Source organism: Rhizobacter sp. P2_G4, from assembly GCF_056403575.1.
In genome coordinates this window covers 1-18,523 of the sequence record NZ_JBFUFG010000022.1, presented here as the reverse complement: position 1 = coordinate 18,523, position 18,523 = coordinate 1, and the positions used below count along the sequence as shown (strand labels likewise).

Here is an 18,523-nt window from a genome sequence, read left to right as displayed (position 1 = left end):
ACCGTATTGCTCTTGGGCCCCGTGGGTGGCGTCGAGGAGCGCAGGGGTTTGGGGCCGCGCGCGTCAGCGCGCTTCGTCAACTGACTTCGCGCGGCTGTCTGAGCGCAGCGGCCGCAGGCCGCGAAGCGAGTTCGGCGCGACGCCCCAAAGACCGAGCACCGCAGAGCAGTCGGCCTCAGGCCGACCGCCACCGTCGGGTCCCCCTTTCTTTGGTGACTTTCTTTCGGGGAAGCGAAAGAAAGTTACTGCCCTGTCGGGGGCATATCCCGACATCGGCCTCACGCAGTGAGAAGAAGCCGCATGCGAATGCACGCACCGCTAAGGGCACGAGGGCCACGGGTCTGAGCGGCTACTGGTATGCGAAGGCCGCGACGCCGCGCGGCATGCAAACCGAAGGCACTACCAAATGACCGCTCCCCTCACCCCCACCCCCCGCCAAACCGGCGCCCTTGCCCTCGACACCTACGACCTCACCAAACGCTTCGGTGCCTTCACCGCCATGGACAAGGTCTCACTCAAGGTGAGGCCAGGCACCGTGCACGCACTGCTCGGCGAAAACGGCGCCGGCAAGAGCACCTTGGTGAAATGCGTGGTCGGCTACCAGCGTGCCGAAGAGGGCAGCGTGCTGCTCGACGGCCGCGAGCACGACATCGCCTCGCCGGTGATCGCTCGCGACCTGGGCATCGGGATGGTCTATCAGCACTTCACCGTCGTGCCCGGCATGACGGTGGCCGAGAACCTGTTGCTCGCGCGCGGCCACCTGCCGGCGGTGATCGACTGGAAGAAGGAACGCGCGGCGCTCGGCGAGTTCCTGAAGACCACGCCCTTCAAGCTCGACCTCGACGCCACGCCACAGGAACTCTCGGCCGGGCAGAAGCAGAAGCTCGAAATCCTGAAGCAGCTTCTGCTCAAGCCCCGCCTGCTGATCCTCGACGAGCCCACTTCGGTGCTCACGCCGCAAGAGGCCGACGAGGTGCTGGGCCTGCTGCGCGACCGCGCGCATGCAGGCGAGTGCAGCATCATCCTCATCACCCATAAGTTCCGCGAAGTGACGGCCTATGCCGACGATGTGAGCGTGCTGCGCAAGGGCAAGCTGGTGGCGGCGCACCGCGTCACTGAAACCACGCCGCAGCAACTCGCGGTCGAGATGGTGGGTGGTGACGACGACGCCAAGCGCGAGTTCGCCGCCCCCGTGCGCGCCGAGCGCACGCGCGGTGCGGCACGGTTGCAAGTGAAGTCGCTCACGGTCGACGGCGACCGTGGGCAGATCGCCGTCGATGGCTTGAGCGTCGACGTTCATGCAGGCGAGATCGTTGGCGTGGCCGGTGTCTCAGGCAACGGTCAGCGCGAGCTTGCCGAAGCCTTGGTTGGCCAGCGCCTGCGCGTGTCGGGTGAGGTGTGGGTGGGGTATGGCGACAAAGCTGAAAAGTTCAGTGGCACGCGCGCGCAGAACCGGCGCCTCAAGGTGCGCAGCCTGCCCGAAGAGCCGCTGCGCAACGCCTGCGTGGGCGAGCTGAGCGTGTCCGACAACATCGGCCTGCGCACCTTCGACATCGCTCCCGCTGCGCGCTTCGGTTGGCTGCGCAGCGGCAGCCTGCGCGAACGGGCCCGCAAGCTGATCACCGAGTTCGGCGTCAAGACACGTGGCGAGCTGGCGCAGATCCGCTCGCTAAGCGGGGGCAACGTGCAGCGTGCCGTGCTCGCGCGCGAGCTGAGCGACGATGCCGACGTGCTGATCGTCTCCAACCCAGTCTTCGGGCTCGACTTCGCGGCGGTGGCCGAGATCCACCAGCGCCTGATGGATGTGCGTAACCGCGGCGGTGCGGTGCTGCTGATCAGCGAAGACCTCGATGAGTTGCTTGCGCTGTCCGACCGCATTGCAGTGATGAGCGGCGGCAAGGTTGTGCACGAGACCGACGCGCGGCAGGCCGACCGCAACCGGCTCGGCGCCTTCATGGGTGGGAGCGCGCACTGATGACCGCACAGCAAATCACTGTCCCTGCCCAGCCGTCGCCATTCAGCTTCGACCCGGCGCACACCGCGCTGGTGATGATCGACATGCAACGCGACTTCATCGAGCCTGGCGGCTTCGGTGCCACGCTGGGCAACGATGTCTCGCTGCTCGAACCGGTGGTGCCCGCCGCAGCGGAGCTGATCGCGCTCTGCCGCAAGCTCGGCGTGCTGGTGATTCACACACAGGAGTGCCATGCCCCCGACCTGTCCGACTGCCCGCCTGCGAAGCTGTTGCGCGGCAAGCCGAGCCTGCGCATCGGTGATCCCGGCAGCATGGGCCGCATCCTGATCAAGGGCGAGCCCGGTGCAGGCTTTGTGCCCGAGTTGCTGCCGCAAGATGGCGACATCGTGATCGCCAAGCCCGGCAAGGGCGCGTTCTACGGCACGCCGCTCACCGAAGAGTTGCAGTCGCGTGGCATCACGCACCTGATCTTCGGCGGCGTGACGACCGAGGTCTGCGTGCAGACCACTATGCGCGAGGCAAACGACCGTGGCTACGAATGCCTGATCGTCGAAGAGGCAACCGGCTCGTACTTCCCAGAATTCAAGGAGTCGGCACTCGCGATGATCCGCGCGCAGGGCGGCATTGTTGGTTGGACGGCCCGGCTTGCCGACATGCCACGCGCCACGTGAAGAGAGGCGTTGGTGCAAGCCGCATGTGGCTGATTCCAATGTGAATGCTTCACGACATCGGGCATCTCGGAGGCCTCGTGCCGCGGCGATTTCATGTCAACATCTCTGTTCCAAGATTCGTTCCACGAACGGGGAGGTTGCATGAAGAAGGCATGGGAAGCCCGCGCGCTGCGCGGCAAGACACGATGGGTTCTGAGCGCGCTGACGGTTGCTGCATTGGCCGCCTGCGGTGGGGGTGGCGACGGTGGTGGGCGCGCGATCCCGGGTCTCGCTGCGTCGACGGCCCTCGCACAGCGATGTGTGGCTCCTCGATCGACCGATGCCCTGGGCACGGTCACCGACGAGAACAAGTGGGTTCAGGCCTGGAACAACGAGACCTATCTCTGGTACAGCGAGGTGGTCGATCCAGGTCCCACGGCCTATAGCAACCCTGTCACCTACTTCAGCACGCTGCGCACGGCCGCCACAACCGCCAGCGGCAAGGACAAGGACCAATTCCACTTCACCTACGACACGCCGACCTGGGTGGCGCTGTCGCAAGGCGGACAGAGCTTCGGCTACGGCTTCAATATCTCGCTGGTCTCTGCCGTGCCGCCTCGCAAGGCCGTTGTGGCTTACACCGACCCTGGAACGCCTGCTGCGACGAATAGCATCCTGCGTGGTGCGCAGATCGTGTCGGTTGACGGAGTCGATGTTGTCAACGGCAGCAATACTGATGTCTTGAACGCAGGCTTGTTCCCAGACCAAGCGGGTCCGCATACCTTTGGTGTTCTAGATCTGGGTGCTTCTACACCACGTAATGTCACGCTCAGTGCGGGCACACTGACCCTCGTGCCGGTGCAGAAGGTCGGCCCGCTGCCGTCTCCGAACCAGGGCGTGGGCTACCTCCAGTTCAACGACCACATCGCGACGTCCGAGCAGGCGCTCATCGACGCGATCAAGCAGCTCAAGGCGGCCAACGTCACCGACCTCGTGCTCGACATGCGCTACAACGGCGGCGGCTACCTCGACATCGCCAGCGAACTGGCCTACATGGTCGCCGGGCCCGGCGCGACGCAAAACAAGATCTTCGAGCAGCTGCAGTTCAACGACAAGAACCCGTTCGGCTACACAGCGGCCCAACGCACCACACCGTTCCACACCACGGCACAGGGGTTCTCTGCCACAGACGGTTCGGCCTTGCCCTACCTGGGCCTGAGCCGCGTGTACGTGCTGGCCGGTGGCGACACCTGCTCCGCCAGCGAAGCCGTGGTCAACGGCTTGCGCGGCGTGGGGGTGAACGTCGTACTGGTGGGCAACACCACCTGCGGTAAGCCTTATGGCTTCTACCCGAAGGACAACTGCAACACCACCTACTTCACCATCCAGTTCAAGGGCGTGAACCAAGCCGGCTTCGGTGATTACGCCGACGGCTTTGCACCCACGTGCCCGGTGAGCGATGACTTCAATCACCAACTCGGCGACCCTGCGGAAGCGCGCCTGGCCGTGGCACTGGGCCACCGCAATACGGGCACCTGCCAGCCTGCGTCATCGACGTCACTGGCCAAGGCCATGTCGGCCGGCAGCGGCTCTTCGAGCGGGCACCTGGTGCGCTCGGCAGTGCGCGAGAACCGGTTCTACCGCGATCGCTGAGGCGAGACTGAAGCGGGCAGTGCAATGCCCGCAAATTTGAGCGCCGCGAAGTGAGGGCAGCACTTGCCCTCGCCGCTCGGGGCGCCGATGATGCGCGGCGCATCGGCCACAAGCCGTGACGCCCATCGACTCAATACACAGGAGAAGAGATGAATCCGCTGCAGAGAACCGCCGCTGCATGGGCTTTGATGCTTGCGAGCTTGAGCGTCTGCGCCGCCCAATTGGCCTACCCCGAATCGCCGAGCAGACCGGTCGCAGACACCTTTTTCGGCACCACCGTCAGCGAAGACTACCGTTGGCTCGAGCAGACCGATTCGAAGGATGTGATCGCCTGGATCGCTGCACAGAACAGCCTCACGCGCCAATCGATCGACGCCTTGCCGCAGCGGCAAGCGATCAAGCAGGAACTGCTGGACATGGTCGGCAGCGGGCGCTCGTCGCGCTTTGACTTCGCGTACGCAGGCGGCAAGCTGTTCGCCCTCAAGCGGCAGCCACCAAAGGCGCAGAACGTGCTCGTCATGCTGAACGGCAAGGCCGAGTTGGCCTCGGAAAGCGTGGTGCTCGACCCGAACCAACTCGACCCGAGCGGCAAGACGACGATCGACTGGTTCAAGCCGTCTCGCGACGGCAAGCTGGTGGCCGTGTCGCTGTCGAAGAACGGCAGTGAAGACGGCACGCTGTCCGTCTACAGCACCGACACCGGCAAGCCCCTCGCCGATACCGTGCCGCGCGTGCAGTACCCGACCGGCGGCGGCAGTGTGGCCTGGGCCACGGACGGCAAGGGCTTCTTCTACACGCGCTATCCGCAGGGCAAGGAGCGCCCCCCGGAGGACGCCAACTTCTATCAGCAGGTCTACTTCCACAAGCTTGGCACGCCGGCCAAGGCCGACACCTATGTCATCGGCAAGGAGTTCCCGCGCATTGCCGAGATTGCCTTGCAGGCGAGCGAAGACGGCCGCCATCTGCTGGCCGACGTGGCCAACGGTGACGGTGGCGAGCACGGCTTCTACCTGCGCAGCGGCAATGGTCCGTGGCGCCGCATCGCCGACTACACCGACGGCTTCCGTTCGGCCGAGTTCGGGCGTGACGGCAATCTCTATGCGCTTGGCCTGAAGGGTTCGCCGCGCGGCCGCATCGTCGCGATGCCGCTGCGCAACGCGCAAGCCACCTTGCCGAAGATGCCGACACTGGTGCCGGAGTCCGACGCCGTGATCGAGGCGCTGATGCCGACCGACACCAAGCTCTACATCGAGGTGCTGGTCGGCGGTCCGTCGGAGCTGCGCACCTACTCGCTCGACGGCCGCTCGCTCGGCACGCTCAGCGCGCAACCGATCGCGAGTGTCAACGTCGGCGCACGGCTTGGCGGCGATGCCATTCTCTTCGGCAGCCAGAGCTTCGTGCAGGCCTTCAGCTGGTACGCGTACGACGGCAAGGGCAGCGCGCCCGTGCGCACCGACCTGACGGACGCGCCGGCCTATGCCATGGACGGCGGCCTGCCCGGTGCCGAGGCCGTGCGTGAGATGGCGACCTCGAAAGACGGCACCCGCGTGCCGGTCAACATCGTCCGCATGAAAGGCACGCCGCTCGACGGCACGGCACCGGTGCTGCTCAGCGCCTACGGTGGCTACGGCATCTCGATGCGGCCGCGCTTCTCGCGCCACACGGTGGCCTGGTTGCGCCATGGCGGCGTGTTCGCGCTGGCCAACATTCGCGGGGGTGGCGAGTTCGGTGAAGAGTGGCACGTAGCCGGCAACATCACCCGCAAGCAGACCGTGTTCGACGACTTCATCGCGAGCGCCGAAATGCTGGTGGCGCGCGGCTACACCAAGCCCGAGCGGCTCGCCATTCAAGGCGGCAGCAACGGCGGCCTGCTGATGGGTGCGGTTCTGGTGCAGCGGCCCGATCTGTTCCGCGCGGTGGCCACCGCTGTCGGCATCTACGACATGCTGCGCGTGGAGCTCACGCCGAATGGTGCGTTCAACGTCACCGAATTCGGAACCGTCAAGCAGCCCGACCAGTTCAAGGCCTTGTATGCCTACTCGCCGATGCACCACGTGAAGAACGGCACCGCCTACCCTGCAGTGCTGTTCACCACCGGCGAACATGACGGCCGTGTGGCGCCGTGGATGTCGTACAAGATGGCGGCTCGTCTGCAGGCTGCTAACCCCGGTGGCCGGCCCGTGCTGCTGCGCGTGGCTTCAGACGCTGGCCATGGCATGGGCACCTCGTTCTCGTCCGAGATCGACGAGCAGGCCGACGAGCTGTCGTTCCTGTTCGATCAGCTGGGCATGAAGTAGACGCCGATCAGAGGAGGTCGAGGCCAGGCAGCCCAGCCTGGCCTTGCAGGCAGTGCCACAGGTACACCGCCAGGCCGGCATCGCCGGTCCAGAGCGTGTAGCGCCCTTGGCCATGCTGCTGGCACATGGCCTCACGTTGCTGCAAGGCATGCATGGCGAACGCGCGGGCGCGATCCAGCCACATGGTGTTACCGATACGGCGATACAGCTTCAGGAACGCGTAGCCGTTGCCGGCCGTGCCATGGCACAGGCCATGGCCCTTGGTCAGCGGGCCGGCTGACCAGACCACGTTGCCGGCCTGCACCAGCATGTCGTCGACCACCGACGAGCGCTGCGTCGGGAAATCGGCAAACGCGGTGACGATGCCGGGCGAGCCGTGGCACCACTGCACGAGCATCTTGTCGGCGCCCGCCTTCCCCACGATCGGTGGCCAGTTGGCGCAGTCGCCATCGATCAATGCGGTCGATGCAAGCATCGCCTCGCATCGCTCGAACAGAGTCTCGCGCTGATCGGCAGGCAACAGCGCGGCGCCGCGCAACAGCGGGTAGACGTTGCCGGCGAAGCCATGGCCCGCGCCAAGCATCTGCCAGATGCGGCCATACATGTCTTGCGTCCACAAAGGGAAGGGCGACCTCTCGTCGGGCAGCCAGGTGCGCCACAGCTGTTCGACATTGCGCAGAAAGAGTTCTCGCCAGCGCGGCTCGCCAGTCCACTCGAGCATGTGCCAGGCGCCGACCATCGTGCCCGGCGCAGCCCACAGCGCTTCGTTGGTCGGGTTGCCGATGTTCGCTTCGATGCAGGCATGCAGCCGGTCTGCGGTTTCGCGCGAGGCCTTGAGGCGCCAGGCCACCAGCAAGACGCCCACCTCCCCGAGGTAGTAAGACGGAACCACTTCGCCGGTGTCGGGGCTTGCGAGGTAGGCGGCGTGGACCGCGTCGATCGATTCCGCGGGCGTGCTGCGCAGTGCCACGGCACCTTCGCGCGCGAGGTAGTGCAGGGCCCACAACACGCCGGCGGCGCCGAGGTACAGGCTTTTGTGGCGCAAGCCCTTGGGCTCGTCGTCGTCACGCGGATGGGTTGGCCAGGTGCCGTCGGCTTGCTGGCTGCGCTCGATGTCGTCGACGATGGCGACCACTGCCTCGCGTGCCCGGTCGGCATGCCACGGCGTGGGCGTCAGCGCTTCGTGGCGTTCGGTCTCGAAGAGCATGGTGGTCCTTTCGTTGCGAGCGAGAGTCAGCGTACTTACTGTAGGACAGGGGCATCCGACCACCAGTAGACTTCGCCACCGCTCGCGCAGACACCTGCCATGACCTTGCTTTCCTTCCATTTTGATGACGCCCGTTCTGCTCCCTTGACGCGTTGGTTTCCGTGGCTGGCCATGGCTCTGTTGTCCGGCTGTGCGTCCGGCCCGGAGCCGGTGGTGCAGCCCGCGCGTTATGTGGTGGCACCTGCACCCGTCTACCCGGCAGCGTCGCGCCGCAACCAGGAGCAGGGCACCGTCACGCTGCGAGTGCAGGTGCGGGCCGATGAATCGGTTGGCTTCGTCGACGTCAAGGCGGGCTCGGGTTTTGCGCGCCTAGATGCAGCGGCCGTCGACGCCGCCAAGCGTGCAAAGTACGCCGCAGCGAAAACCAAATCAGGCAAGGGCGTCGACAGCGTGCTCGTCGTGCCCGTTGCCTTCAAACTCGATTGACGAACTTGACGTACTGAATTGACGTACTGAACGAACAGGAGATGACCATGAGCCCCCACATCCAACAAACACTGGTCGAGGCGCGCGCAGCGCTTGATGCACTCATCACCAACGACACCACCTGCCGCGCCATCGACGAGGCGGGCGACCTGCTCGCCACGCTGTTCGAGAACGGCGGCCGTGTCTTCAGCTGCGGCAATGGCGGCTCGATGTGCGACGCGATGCACTTTGCCGAAGAGCTGTCGGGCCGCTACCGCGGCAACCGTCGCGCGCTCTCCGCCACGGCCATCAGCGATGCGGGCTACATGAGCTGCGTTGCCAACGATTTCGGCTACGAGCACGTCTTCTCGCGCTACCTTGAAGCCCACGCGCGCTCGGGCGATGTGCTGGTGGCCATCAGCACCAGCGGCACCAGCGGCAACGTGCTGGCCGCCGTGCGCGTTGCTCACGAGATCGGCATGAAGGTGATCGGCCTGTCCGGGCGGCCCGGCGCCACGCTGAGCACGCTTGCCGACATTGACATCTGCACCCCGGGCGGCAAGTTTGCCGACCGCGTGCAGGAGCTGCACATCAAGGTGATCCACATCCTGATCGAGTCGGTGGAGCGGCGTCTCTTCCCCGAGAACTACGCCGCGGTTTAAGCGCTCGTGAGCCCGCGCCCAGGCGGGTTGCAACGCATGGACAGGCCCGACATTTCGATCTAGATTGACTTGGAGGGGTGTCCGCCGGCATGCGCAAGCGAACGCATGCCGAGCGGCAACACGAGCGGAGTTCACTCCCTTGAATCAAGCGCTGTGGTGTCTGCGGCCGAGCGCCGTGGCGTTGCTCGGCGGGGCGCTGCCCTTGCTGGCCGAAGAGCTGGCCAAGCCCACGGCAGGGACGGGTCCGCGGGCGGGGCAGAGCCCGCGCTCGTGGGGGCCGCCTGATGGTTACGCCCCTTCGGAATGGCTACATTCGGGGCGTCACGCGGGGCCCATTCCCTGTGACACCGAGCCATGCAGATTCTTTCCTGCTGTGATCGTGCCTGCGAACGGTGCCTTGGGGTACTCATGAAGCGGTATGCGTTGCTGGTCGTCGGTGCGCTGGTCTCGACCATCGCCCTGGCCGCACCGCTCGACGAGTGGCGCCGTCAGGCCGCCGAGGTGAGGGCCCTGGCTGACAACGACGCACCCCACGCCTATTCGCGCGCACAGCAGCTGCAGGACGAGCTTCCGCCAGATGCCACGCCAGCCGACCGTGCGCGCGTGCTCAACCTGCTGTCCCGCATCGAGGTCTATCTTGCGTTGACCGATGTGGCTGCCCGCAACGCCGAGCAAGCGCGCGAGCTGGCCCGCAGCAGCGGTGACCGTGTCGGCGAGGCGGAGGCCGCGCTCAACGTGGCCTTGAACGCCGTCAACCAGGGGCGCATCGACGCCGTGGTCGAAGCGACCTCACGCAGCATGACGCTGCTCGACGGCGTGAATCGGCCCGACCTGCTCGGCGAGGCGCTGCTGCGCACGGCCATGCTGTTCCGCCGCGCGGGCCAGATCGACGAGTCGGTGACGATGACCATGCAGGCGATGCAAATCGCGCGCCGCAACAAGGACCCGCTGGCGCTGGCCTATGCGCACCAGGGGCTCGCCATCTCGTACGACCAGAGCGATCGCCCGAAAGAATCTCTCGAGCACTACGAGCGCATGCGCGAACAGGCCGTGGCCGCCCACTCGAAGTTGCTGGAGGGCCATGCGCTCGCCGGCCTCGGCGCGGCGAGCAGCAAGCTGGCCGACTACCCCGCTGCACAAAAGCATTACGAGCAAGCGGTCGCGCTCTTCAGCTCGGTGGGTACGCCAGTCAACGTCAACTTCGCGGAGTTCGGGCTCGCCGCCAATCTGCGTAATCAGGGCCTTTATGCGCAGGCGCTGTCGCTGCTCGACGAGGTGGTCGATGGCTATCGCAAGTACCCGAACCCCATCGGCCGGTGGTACGCGCTGAACGCACGCAGCGCGAACCAGGAATCGCTGGGCAACACAAGCGCTGCGCGGGCCGATGCCGAACGCGCCTATGCCCTCGCGAAGGACATCGGCTTTCCGCTCTACCTGAGCGAGAGCGCGCAGCGCCTGGCAGGGATCGCTGCCAAGGCGGGTGACCCCCACCGCGCCTATCAGCTGTCGCAAGAGGCCGCAGAGATGACGGCCAAGGCCACGCGCGAGCGATCGAGTGCACGCATGCTCGAGCTGGCGAAGCGCTACGAGGCCGAAAGCCGCCAGCGAGAGGTCATCGAGCTGACGCAGCACAACGAACGCCAGAGCGCTGAATTGCGCCAGCGCGAGCTGCAGCAGCGCTGGCTGTGGACGGTGCTTGTGGGCAGCGTGGTGGCGCTGGCTGCCACCGGGTTCCTGTTGCTGCACCTGCGCCGCTCGCATCGCATGCTGGCCGACGCCAACGAAGCGCTGCAACGCTCGCGCAGTGAGCTGCAGCAGCAGACCAGCATCCTGCAGTCCATCCTCGACAGCATGGGGGATGGGGTGTCGGTCGCCAACGAACACGGAGAGTCGGTGCTCATCAACCCGGCCGGCGAGAAGATTCTCGGCCTCGGGGTGACGGCCGCTGGCAGCGAGAGCTGGTCGGGCCTGTACGGCCTGTTTCTGCCGGACCAGACCACGCTGTACCCGGAAGCCGAGCTGCCGCTGGTGCGTGCGGTGCACGGTGAATCGAGTGACAACGTCGTCATTTTCTTGCGCAACGCGGTGCTGCCCGAGGGCCGGTGGCTCAGCGTGACGGCTCGCCCCTTGATCGACCAGACGGGGGCCGGTCGCGGCGGGGTGGCGGTGTTCTCAGACATCACGGACCAGCGCCGCGCCGAGGAAGAGATCCGCAAGCTCAACGTCAGCCTCGAAGAGCGGGTGCAGATGCGCACTGCCGAACTCGAACGCAGCCGCAACTCGCTGCAGGCGATCATCGAGAACGTGCCGGCCGTTGTCTTCGTCAAGGATCTCGACGGCCACTACCTGCGCCACAACGCGCGGCTGAGCGAGGTTCTCGGGCACCCTCGCCAATCGCTGGTGGGGCTGCGCGATGACGAGCTGATCGATTCGACGAACGCCGCCCGCGTGATCGAACAGGATCGGCAGGTCGCAGCCACCGGGCAGGTGCTGAGGGCGGAGCACGAGATGCGCGGCGCGGACGGTGATGTGCGTACGTTCCAGACCCACGTCTTCCCGCTGCAGGACGCCGATGGCAAGTGCTACGCCGTCGGCGGCATCTCGATGGACATCACGGACCTGAAGCGTGCACGCCAGGAGGCCGAGGCGGCCACCCGCGCCAAGAGCGAGTTTCTCGCCAACATGAGCCATGAGATCCGCACGCCGATGAACGCGGTTCTCGGCATGTCGTACCTGGCGCTGCACAGCGGCCTTGCGCCCCATCAGCTCAACTATGTGCAGAAGGTGCACAGCTCGGCCGAGTCGCTGCTGGGCATCATCAACGACATCCTCGACTTCTCGAAGATCGAGGCGGGCCGTCTCGACATGGAGCACATCCCCTTCGACCTCGGCGATGTGATGGACAACCTCGCCAACCTGCTGGGCATGAAGGCCGAAGAGAAGGGCCTGGAGCTGTTGTTCAAGCTGCCCATGGACCTGCCCAGGAGCCTGGTGGGAGACCCGACGCGTCTGGGTCAGGTGCTGTTGAACCTCGGCAGCAACGCGGTCAAGTTCACCTCGACCGGAGAGGTGGTGGTGGGCATCGAGGTGCTCGAACACAACGCCGAATCAGTCCGCCTGCACTTCGAGGTGAAAGACACCGGCATCGGCATCACCCCTGCGCAGCGGGAGCAGCTGTTCCAGCCGTTCTCGCAGGCCGATGCGTCGACGAGCCGGCACTTCGGCGGTACGGGCCTGGGTCTGGTGATCAGCCGGCGCCTGGCGGGCCTGATGGGGGGCGAGATCGACGTCGAAAGCGAACCGGGCCACGGCAGCTGCTTTCACTTCAGCGCGTCGTTCGGCCTGCAGGAGCCCGGTGCCATTGCGCGGCCACCGGCCAGCCGCGACAAGTTGCGCGGCACGCGCGTGCTCGTGGTCGACGACAACGCCACTGCCCGCGAGCTGCTGTTGCAGATGACGACGGCCCTCGGCCTGCAACCGCAGCTTGCCGCCAGCGGCGACGAAGCGCTGCAGCTCATCGCGCTGGCCGATGCGCGCGACGCGCCCTATGGCCTCGTGTTGCTGGACTGGAAGATGCCCGGCATGGACGGCATCGAGTGCGCACGCCGCATGGCAGAGATGCCGCGCCGCCACCCGACACCCACGGTGCTGATGCTCACCGCGTTCGGCCGCGACGAAGTGCTGCGCCGGCTCGCCGAACAACAGCTGACGGTGGCCGCCACCTTGACCAAGCCGGTCACTGCGTCGACTCTGCTCGATTCGTGCGCCGTTGCCATGGGGCTGAACAGCACCCCCGCCACGCGCAGCGCCTTGCGCCACGACGCGATGCAAGGCCATCTGATGAACCTGGGCGGGGCACGGCTGCTGCTGGTGGAAGACAACCCCATCAACCAGGAGCTGGCCACCGACCTGCTGACCCAGGCCGGCCTCGTCGTTCAAGTGGCACAGAACGGCCGCGAGGCGCTGGACATGCTCGCCCGCCATCAGTTCGACGGTGTGCTGATGGACTGCCAGATGCCGGTGATGGACGGCTACGAAGCCACGCGTGCCCTGCGCGAGCAGGCACAGTGGCGGGAGCTGCCGGTCATCGCGATGACGGCCAACGCGATGATCGGCGACCGAGAGAAGGCACTCGCCGCCGGCATGAACGATCACATTGCCAAGCCGATCAGGGTCGCAGAAATGTTCTCCACCTTGGCGCGGTGGGTGCGGCCGAAATCGAGCGTTGCCGTACCGCTGCGACCAGCCACGGCGTTCGAGCTGCCGGGCTTGGACAGCCAGGGCGCGCTGGTCAGACTGGGCGGCGACGAGCAGCTCTATCGGCGTCTGCTCGAGATGTTCCGTGATCGCGAGAGCGAGTTCGGCGAGAACTTCCGCAGTGCCTATGCCACGGGCGATGTGAACAAGGCGGCACGCTTGGCGCACGACTTGAAGAGCGTCTCGGGAACCGTCGGCGCCCAGGCGCTCAGCGAGGCTGCCCATGTGCTCGAACACGCGTGCCTTCAGGGCGCGCGGAGCATCGAGGTCGATGCCTTGCTCGAAACGGTGTGTGGCCAGCTCGACCCCGTGATCGACGGCTTGCGCGCCATCAAGTCGGGCGCCGTTCGAGAGATGTCGAGCCGCTGACGCGGCTGCCGCTCAGGCCTTCTTGTGCAGCGCGGCCAGCAGCTTCTGGCGCTCGGCGCCTTCGCTGACATGCTCGGCGAGCAGCACGTAGAGCTGCTCTTGCGTGCTGGCCTTGGCCGCAGCCTTCTTGACCACGATGCTCGCGATGGGGCCGATGTGGCTCGTCAACACACGCTGCGCGGCGGCTACCGCCTCGGGTGCCAATGGCTGGCCATTCCCGGCGCTTGAGGCGGCCGTGGGCTTCGATCCCGCGGTCGTCACTCTGGACCCACCGGTGGTGATCTTGGAGCCGCCCGTCGCAGCGACCAGCTTCGCATTGAAGCGCTTGCGGTCTTCGTCGGTCGACAGATGCTGGGAGATGGCGGTGGTCAGCGTCGGCCAGTCGAAATGTGTTTTCGCGGCTTGGCGCACGAGCACTTTGGCCATCGGGCCCACGAAGGAGGCGAGTGCGAGCTCGATCTGGTGCAGCGTGGCCGGGTCCCAGCCGGGAATGGTGGTGCCCACCGAACGCGGCAGGTTGCTCGGCGGCTCCAGCACGCCGATGGCCACCGTGGGGGCAAAGTGGTCGCTGACCACGATGACGGTGGTCTCACCGGTGTCCGGCTCGGCCGCAAGGTCACGCTTGGCCAGCGCGGCGCGGAAGTCGGCCACGTTGGCGTAGCGCTGCTCGGGCTTCTTGGCCAGCGCCTTGGCGATGATGGGGTCGTAGAACGCCGAGCGGCCCGCTTCGGCCACCTTGCTCGGCGGCGTGGGGTTCTCGTTCACCACCTTGTACATGATGGTCTCGGCCGACCCCTGGAAGGGCGGGTGGCCGACCAGCATGCCGTACAGCAGCACGCCTGCAGCGAACACATCGGTGCGGTGATCGATGTTCTCGCCGGTGTACTGCTCAGGCGCCATGTAGCCCGGTGTGCCGATGGTGGAGGTGATCTGCGTCAGCACCACCGACTCGATGCGCGCGATGCCGAAGTCGGTGACCTTGAGCTGCCCGGCGTTCGTGACGATGAGGTTGGCGGGCTTGATGTCGCGGTGCCACACGCCGGCCTTGTGCGCGCAGTCGAGCGCGGCCAGCAGCTGGTCCATCAGCGTCAGGATGTCGCACTCGGGCGGGCGCGGCGAGTTGCCGAGGATCTGCGAGAGCGTGCGGCCCTCCACGTACTCCATCGCGATGTAGGCGGTGTTCTCGTCCTCGCCGTACTCGTAAATGGCCACGATGCCGGGGTGCGAGAGCCGGCCCACGGCGCGTGCCTCGTTCTTGAAGCGTGCGGTGGTGGACGAGCCCGAGAGGTCTTGCCCAATTAGCGCTTTGTGGATGGTCTTGATGGCCACCGGCCGGTTGATCACCGGGTCGAAGGCCTTGTAGACGACGCCCATGGCGCCCTTGCCGAGCACGCCGGTGATCGGGTATTTGCCAAGGCGCTCGGGATGAGTCATGTCAGCCCCCACGGCGCTGCGCGCCTGCCCCCCAAGGGGGCGGAGCCCGCCTTGGGGCGGCCCGGCGCCGGGCTCGTGTAGTCAGAGGGACCATTCATGATTTCGGATTCTCCGACTCAGGTGTCCAGCATCTTCATGGCGTGGACCATGCTCTTGCGCATGCGCGTGAACGATTCCGCCAAAGTGCCGATCTCGTCCTTCGACTTGAAGTCGAACTCAGGCGCATCGAGCTCGCCCAGGCTCACGCGGTCGGACAGGCTGGAGAGGCGGCTCACCGGCTGGATCACCAGCTTCCACAGCATCAGGTTGAGCGCCAGGCCGATCAGGATGAACACCCCGGCCAGCAAGCCCATCACCACGCCAAAGGCGCGGTCGGCGCGCGCGAGCGGCACCGACATGGGCACCGACACCACCTGGGCGCCCAGAACTTCGTTGAGGTTCCAGCCGAAGCCGTTGGCCGGCCCGTACTTCTCGACCAGCGGCTTGGGCGCTGCCTCGACCGTGCTGTGGCAGCGCAGGCAGGCGGGGTTGCTCAGCTTGATGGGACGCGCGATGTAGGTCACGCGGCCGGCCGGTGTCATGCGTTCGCCGATGAACTCGGTCTGCTCGGCCGACTGCTTGAACTGCTGGATCACGTCTTCTTCCCAGTCCTGCGCGCGGTCGCGCGGGTTGGTGGGGTTCAGCATCGCCGGCTTGTAGGCGTACTCGGGGTGGTTCTTGCGCAATGCGTTCAGCACTTCGGACGACGAATACGCCGGCACCGATTGCGGCAGGAAGGTGTAGGTCATCTGCGTTTCGAGCAGCGGCGCCACCTGCGTCGAGGTGTAGGTGCTGACGGCCATCGCGCTTTCCATCAGCAGGCGCGCGCGGTCCAGCACTTCTTCGTGTGCGCCTTCCTGCAGCAGCTTGCGCGCCACGTAGCTCGAGCCGCCCAGGCCCAGCGCGAACACGATCAGGAAGACGAGGTTGAACTTGACGAGCAGCTTCATGGTTTCTCTTTCTGGGGCTCTGCCGGTATGAACTGACTTACGTGTTCTGGGGGTGCCGCGGATGCAGCTGCGTCATGGCTTGTATTCAGTCGGGGCACTTGCTCTGCTGGCATGTGCGGGGGCTGGTTTGGGCAGGTATTTTTCGGGGTAGAGCGTGCGGTCCCATTCGGGGTGGGCACTCAGGTTGGCGATGAGGCCGCTGCGAAATGCGGGGTTTTGCGCCAGGGCCTTCCAGCGTGTGGCGAACTGGCTGCGAAAGCCCTCGGCGTCGATCCACGCCTCGGCATCCGCGAAGCTGATCTCGCCCAGCGGCTTGGGCTCGACCTCACGGGTCTTGAACAGGCTGGCTCGCGAAGGCAGCGTGTCGAGAAACGCCCGGGGCAGTAGCTGAATGAATGCCGGCGTCGGCCGTGCGGTGACGGCGGCCTTGGCGTCGCCTGTGCGCGCAAAGAATTCACCGGCTTTCAGCGTGATGTTGCCGGCGGCCTTGCCGGCACGCCGCTCCTGCAGCGCCACCTCGCCCGATTCGGCAAAGGCCGCGGCCTGATCGGCCTTCACAACGAACACGGCGCTGCGCGAGATGTTGCTCACGTCGAAGCTCGGCGAGGTGAAGGCAGTGATCGGCGGCGAGGTCTGCGGCACCGTCAGCTTGGCTTCTCCGCGCAGCAGGTGCAGGCGAGCCGGCAGGCTGGCGCGATCGCCGGTGAGCTTGGGGGCGAGCAGGGCGCGCGACTCAGGGCCCAGGTCGAGGATCACGCCATCGCTGAACTCGATGCGCACCAGCCGGCCCTTGGCCGAGGTCTCCACGATGTCGTCCTTGACCAGGCGCACGCCTTCGCTGAGTTGCAGGCGCGAGGCCTCGCGCACCAGCACCACCTCGCCGTCGGCGATGGTCACGGTGGCAATGGGTGTGGCCGCCCACAGGCCGTTCGACCCTGCCAGCAGGCACAGCCAGAGAGCGCATTTCCGCACGACGAGCTTCATGGATTCTTTGTTGTAGGGCAGGTCTTGCCTGAAGCTGGAAGCATAGCGGCACGGCCCTGCCGTCCACCCTGTAAGAAGCTCCGGGGGGAGGGGGTGCAGGGGCTGGAAAGCTGCGACCTAAGTCACGAAAACCGCCGGCAGAGGCGCCGGGGTGCTGCGACTGGCGCCTTACAACTGCCCTGTGGCGGGCCGGGCGCTGTGCAGCTTGTGGATGGTGATCTTGCGCACCTCGGCCTTGCTGGCCTCGATGTGGGTGCGCAGCATCAGCTTGGCCGGGTCGGCGCGGCGCGCGAGGATGGCGCGCAGGATCTTCGCGTGCTCTTCGTAAGTGGCCGCAATGCGCGGCGGCTGGGTGAAGTCGAGCCGGCGGACGATCCGGATGCCGTCGGTCACGTCGGCATGCACGCGCGCCATCTGCAGGTTGCCGGCGGCGGACACCAGCGTGGCGTGGAAGGCCTCGTCGAGTGCGGCCACTTCGGTGGTGTCGCCGAGGCGCTCATTCTCGGGGCCCATCCACGCCGCCTTCAGCAAACCCAGGTCGGGCATGGGCACCATCGCGCAAAGACGGTCGACGGCGGTGCACTCGAGCACGATGCGCAGGTCGTACAGCTCTTCGAGCTTGCGAAAGTCGAACGGCGCCACGCTCCAGCCGCTTCGGTAGGCCACCTTCACATAACCCTCGAGCTCAAGGCGGAACAGCGCTTCACGCACCGGCGTGCGCGACATGCCGAGCCGCTCGGCCATGTCGCTCTCGGTGAAACCGTCACCCGGCAGCAGCACGAAATCGAAGATGGCCGCCTTCAATCGGCGGTAGGCAATTTCGGATCGCGTGAGGTCGCGCGGGTTGGCCTGTGGGGTGGTCTTTTTGGCCGACGATTTCATGCCAACAAGCTTACATGCGCAGATACGACCCGCCAGCCCTCAGGCGTTTTCATCCACGTCTGGCTCTGGCGGCCGAGCTTGTCGGTGCCTTCGCGCTGGAACTCGCAGTTGGCGGTGGCGAAGCTATCGCCATAGGTCGTGATCTGCGTGCGCAGCAGCGTGCGGGCGAGGCCCATGGCAGGCCGCGCGGCGCGGAAGGCCTGGATGGCTTCGTAGCCATAGAGGTTCTCGCCGGCGCCGTAGCGCAGGGTCTGCGGGCTGTTCCAGAACAGCTGGTCTAGGACGTCGACCTTGTTGTTGACGAGGGCGTCTTCGTAGCGGGTGAAGGCGGCGGTGACTTCGGCGACTACGTAGGGGAGGTTGATTTCCATTTTTTGCCTCAAGTGCTATTGCCGCTATGGTGCGGTTTGTCGTTGATCTTGTTCACTGCGTGAGGCTGCTGCCGGGATATCGCCCCGGCGGGCGACCTTCTTTCTTTGCTTCGCCAAAGAAAGAAGGCAAAGAAAGGCGACCCCGACGGGGGCAGTCCGGCTAGGGCCGGACTGCTCTGCGGGGCTCGGTGTGTGGGGCCTCGCGCCGAACTCGCTACGCGGCCTTTGGCCGCTGCGCTCAGACAGCCGCGCGAAGTCAGTTGACGAGGCGTGCTGCGCACGCGGCCCCAAACCCCTGCGCTCCTCGACGCCCCCCACGGGGCCCGAA

At 66.1% G+C, this 18,523-nt stretch carries 13 protein-coding genes; 7 read left to right on the top strand and 6 right to left on the bottom strand.

All coding sequences use genetic code 11. The features are described 5' to 3' along the window. The first annotated feature begins 406 nt into the window (after positions 1-406). The 4 genes from AC1DYS_RS31825 to AC1DYS_RS31810 all read left to right on the top strand — a co-directional run bounded on the left by AC1DYS_RS31825 (position 407) and on the right by AC1DYS_RS31810 (position 6,575). The gene (locus AC1DYS_RS31825; RefSeq protein ID WP_477906036.1) at positions 407-1,975 is read left to right on the top strand and encodes an ABC transporter ATP-binding protein; all 1,569 of its coding nucleotides are present in this window, start codon (positions 407-409) and stop codon (positions 1,973-1,975) included. After that, entirely contained in the window at positions 1,975-2,646 is a 672-nt protein-coding gene (locus AC1DYS_RS31820) for a cysteine hydrolase family protein (protein ID WP_477906034.1), read from the top strand. Before AC1DYS_RS31825 ends, AC1DYS_RS31820 begins: the two co-directional genes overlap by 1 nt. Before the next feature lie 141 nt (positions 2,647-2,787). Further along, positions 2,788-4,278: a S41 family peptidase gene (locus tag AC1DYS_RS31815; RefSeq protein ID WP_477906032.1), complete on the top strand. Its 1,491-nt coding sequence runs from the start codon at positions 2,788-2,790 to the stop codon at positions 4,276-4,278. A 149-nt stretch (positions 4,279-4,427) separates the two neighbouring features. Beyond that, positions 4,428-6,575 (top strand): prolyl oligopeptidase family serine peptidase, encoded by a 2,148-nt coding sequence (locus AC1DYS_RS31810; RefSeq protein WP_477906030.1) that lies wholly within the window; start codon positions 4,428-4,430, stop codon positions 6,573-6,575. A 7-nt stretch (positions 6,576-6,582) separates the two neighbouring features. Here the strand turns inward: AC1DYS_RS31810 and AC1DYS_RS31805 are convergent, their stop codons facing one another. Then, positions 6,583-7,782 (bottom strand): lanthionine synthetase C family protein, encoded by a 1,200-nt coding sequence (locus tag AC1DYS_RS31805; protein WP_477906028.1) that lies wholly within the window; start codon positions 7,780-7,782, stop codon positions 6,583-6,585. Positions 7,783-7,953: 171 nt separating this feature from the next. Here AC1DYS_RS31805 and AC1DYS_RS31800 point away from each other — a divergent pair, with 171 nt between their 5' ends. The 3 genes from AC1DYS_RS31800 to AC1DYS_RS31790 all read left to right on the top strand — a co-directional run bounded on the left by AC1DYS_RS31800 (position 7,954) and on the right by AC1DYS_RS31790 (position 13,535). Then, the gene (locus AC1DYS_RS31800) at positions 7,954-8,268 is read left to right on the top strand and encodes a TonB family protein (protein ID WP_477906027.1); all 315 of its coding nucleotides are present in this window, start codon (positions 7,954-7,956) and stop codon (positions 8,266-8,268) included. A gap of 47 nt (positions 8,269-8,315) precedes the next feature. Beyond that, a complete protein-coding gene (locus AC1DYS_RS31795; RefSeq protein ID WP_477906025.1) occupies positions 8,316-8,909 on the top strand; it encodes an SIS domain-containing protein in 594 nt (197 codons plus the stop codon). Between the two features lie 408 nt (positions 8,910-9,317). Further along, a complete protein-coding gene (locus tag AC1DYS_RS31790) occupies positions 9,318-13,535 on the top strand; it encodes a response regulator (RefSeq protein ID WP_477906023.1) in 4,218 nt (1,405 codons plus the stop codon). A 12-nt stretch (positions 13,536-13,547) separates the two neighbouring features. On the opposite strand, the gene AC1DYS_RS31785 is transcribed toward AC1DYS_RS31790, so the two are convergent. The 5 genes from AC1DYS_RS31785 to hpxZ all read right to left on the bottom strand — a co-directional run bounded on the left by AC1DYS_RS31785 (position 13,548) and on the right by hpxZ (position 18,195). Further along, a complete protein-coding gene (locus AC1DYS_RS31785) occupies positions 13,548-14,969 on the bottom strand; it encodes a serine/threonine-protein kinase (RefSeq protein WP_477906021.1) in 1,422 nt (473 codons plus the stop codon). 116 nt (positions 14,970-15,085) lie between these two features. After that, a complete protein-coding gene (locus AC1DYS_RS31780) occupies positions 15,086-15,958 on the bottom strand; it encodes a c-type heme family protein (RefSeq protein WP_047490724.1) in 873 nt (290 codons plus the stop codon). A gap of 72 nt (positions 15,959-16,030) precedes the next feature. Next, positions 16,031-16,942, bottom strand: a complete 912-nt coding sequence (locus AC1DYS_RS31775) for a FecR family protein (protein WP_477906019.1) — start codon at positions 16,940-16,942, stop codon at positions 16,031-16,033. Between the two features lie 168 nt (positions 16,943-17,110). After that, complete coding sequence (locus tag AC1DYS_RS31770; RefSeq protein ID WP_477906017.1) at positions 17,111-17,824, bottom strand: GntR family transcriptional regulator; 714 nt, start codon at positions 17,822-17,824, stop codon at positions 17,111-17,113. Then, the gene (gene hpxZ / locus AC1DYS_RS31765) at positions 17,821-18,195 is read right to left on the bottom strand and encodes an oxalurate catabolism protein HpxZ (RefSeq protein WP_477906015.1); all 375 of its coding nucleotides are present in this window, start codon (positions 18,193-18,195) and stop codon (positions 17,821-17,823) included. Before hpxZ ends, AC1DYS_RS31770 begins: the two co-directional genes overlap by 4 nt. Positions 18,196-18,523 lie beyond the last annotated feature (328 nt).

Bases quoted from the DNA above. Each gene is read 5' to 3' on its own strand.
- hpxZ (WP_477906015.1), bottom strand. From the start codon at position 18,195: ATGGAAATCAACCTCCCCTACGTAGTCGCCGAAGTCACCGCCGCCTTC.
- AC1DYS_RS31800 (WP_477906027.1), top strand. From the start codon at position 7,954: ATGGCTCTGTTGTCCGGCTGTGCGTCCGGCCCGGAGCCGGTGGTGCAG.
- AC1DYS_RS31810 (WP_477906030.1), top strand. From the start codon at position 4,428: ATGAATCCGCTGCAGAGAACCGCCGCTGCATGGGCTTTGATGCTTGCG.
- AC1DYS_RS31775 (WP_477906019.1), bottom strand. From the start codon at position 16,942: ATGAAGCTCGTCGTGCGGAAATGCGCTCTCTGGCTGTGCCTGCTGGCA.
- AC1DYS_RS31825 (WP_477906036.1), top strand. From the start codon at position 407: ATGACCGCTCCCCTCACCCCCACCCCCCGCCAAACCGGCGCCCTTGCC.
- AC1DYS_RS31790 (WP_477906023.1), top strand. From the start codon at position 9,318: ATGAAGCGGTATGCGTTGCTGGTCGTCGGTGCGCTGGTCTCGACCATC.
- AC1DYS_RS31815 (WP_477906032.1), top strand. From the start codon at position 2,788: ATGAAGAAGGCATGGGAAGCCCGCGCGCTGCGCGGCAAGACACGATGG.
- AC1DYS_RS31795 (WP_477906025.1), top strand. From the start codon at position 8,316: ATGAGCCCCCACATCCAACAAACACTGGTCGAGGCGCGCGCAGCGCTT.
- AC1DYS_RS31785 (WP_477906021.1), bottom strand. From the start codon at position 14,969: ATGACTCATCCCGAGCGCCTTGGCAAATACCCGATCACCGGCGTGCTC.
- AC1DYS_RS31805 (WP_477906028.1), bottom strand. From the start codon at position 7,782: ATGCTCTTCGAGACCGAACGCCACGAAGCGCTGACGCCCACGCCGTGG.
- AC1DYS_RS31780 (WP_047490724.1), bottom strand. From the start codon at position 15,958: ATGAAGCTGCTCGTCAAGTTCAACCTCGTCTTCCTGATCGTGTTCGCG.
- AC1DYS_RS31770 (WP_477906017.1), bottom strand. From the start codon at position 17,824: ATGAAATCGTCGGCCAAAAAGACCACCCCACAGGCCAACCCGCGCGAC.
- AC1DYS_RS31820 (WP_477906034.1), top strand. From the start codon at position 1,975: ATGACCGCACAGCAAATCACTGTCCCTGCCCAGCCGTCGCCATTCAGC.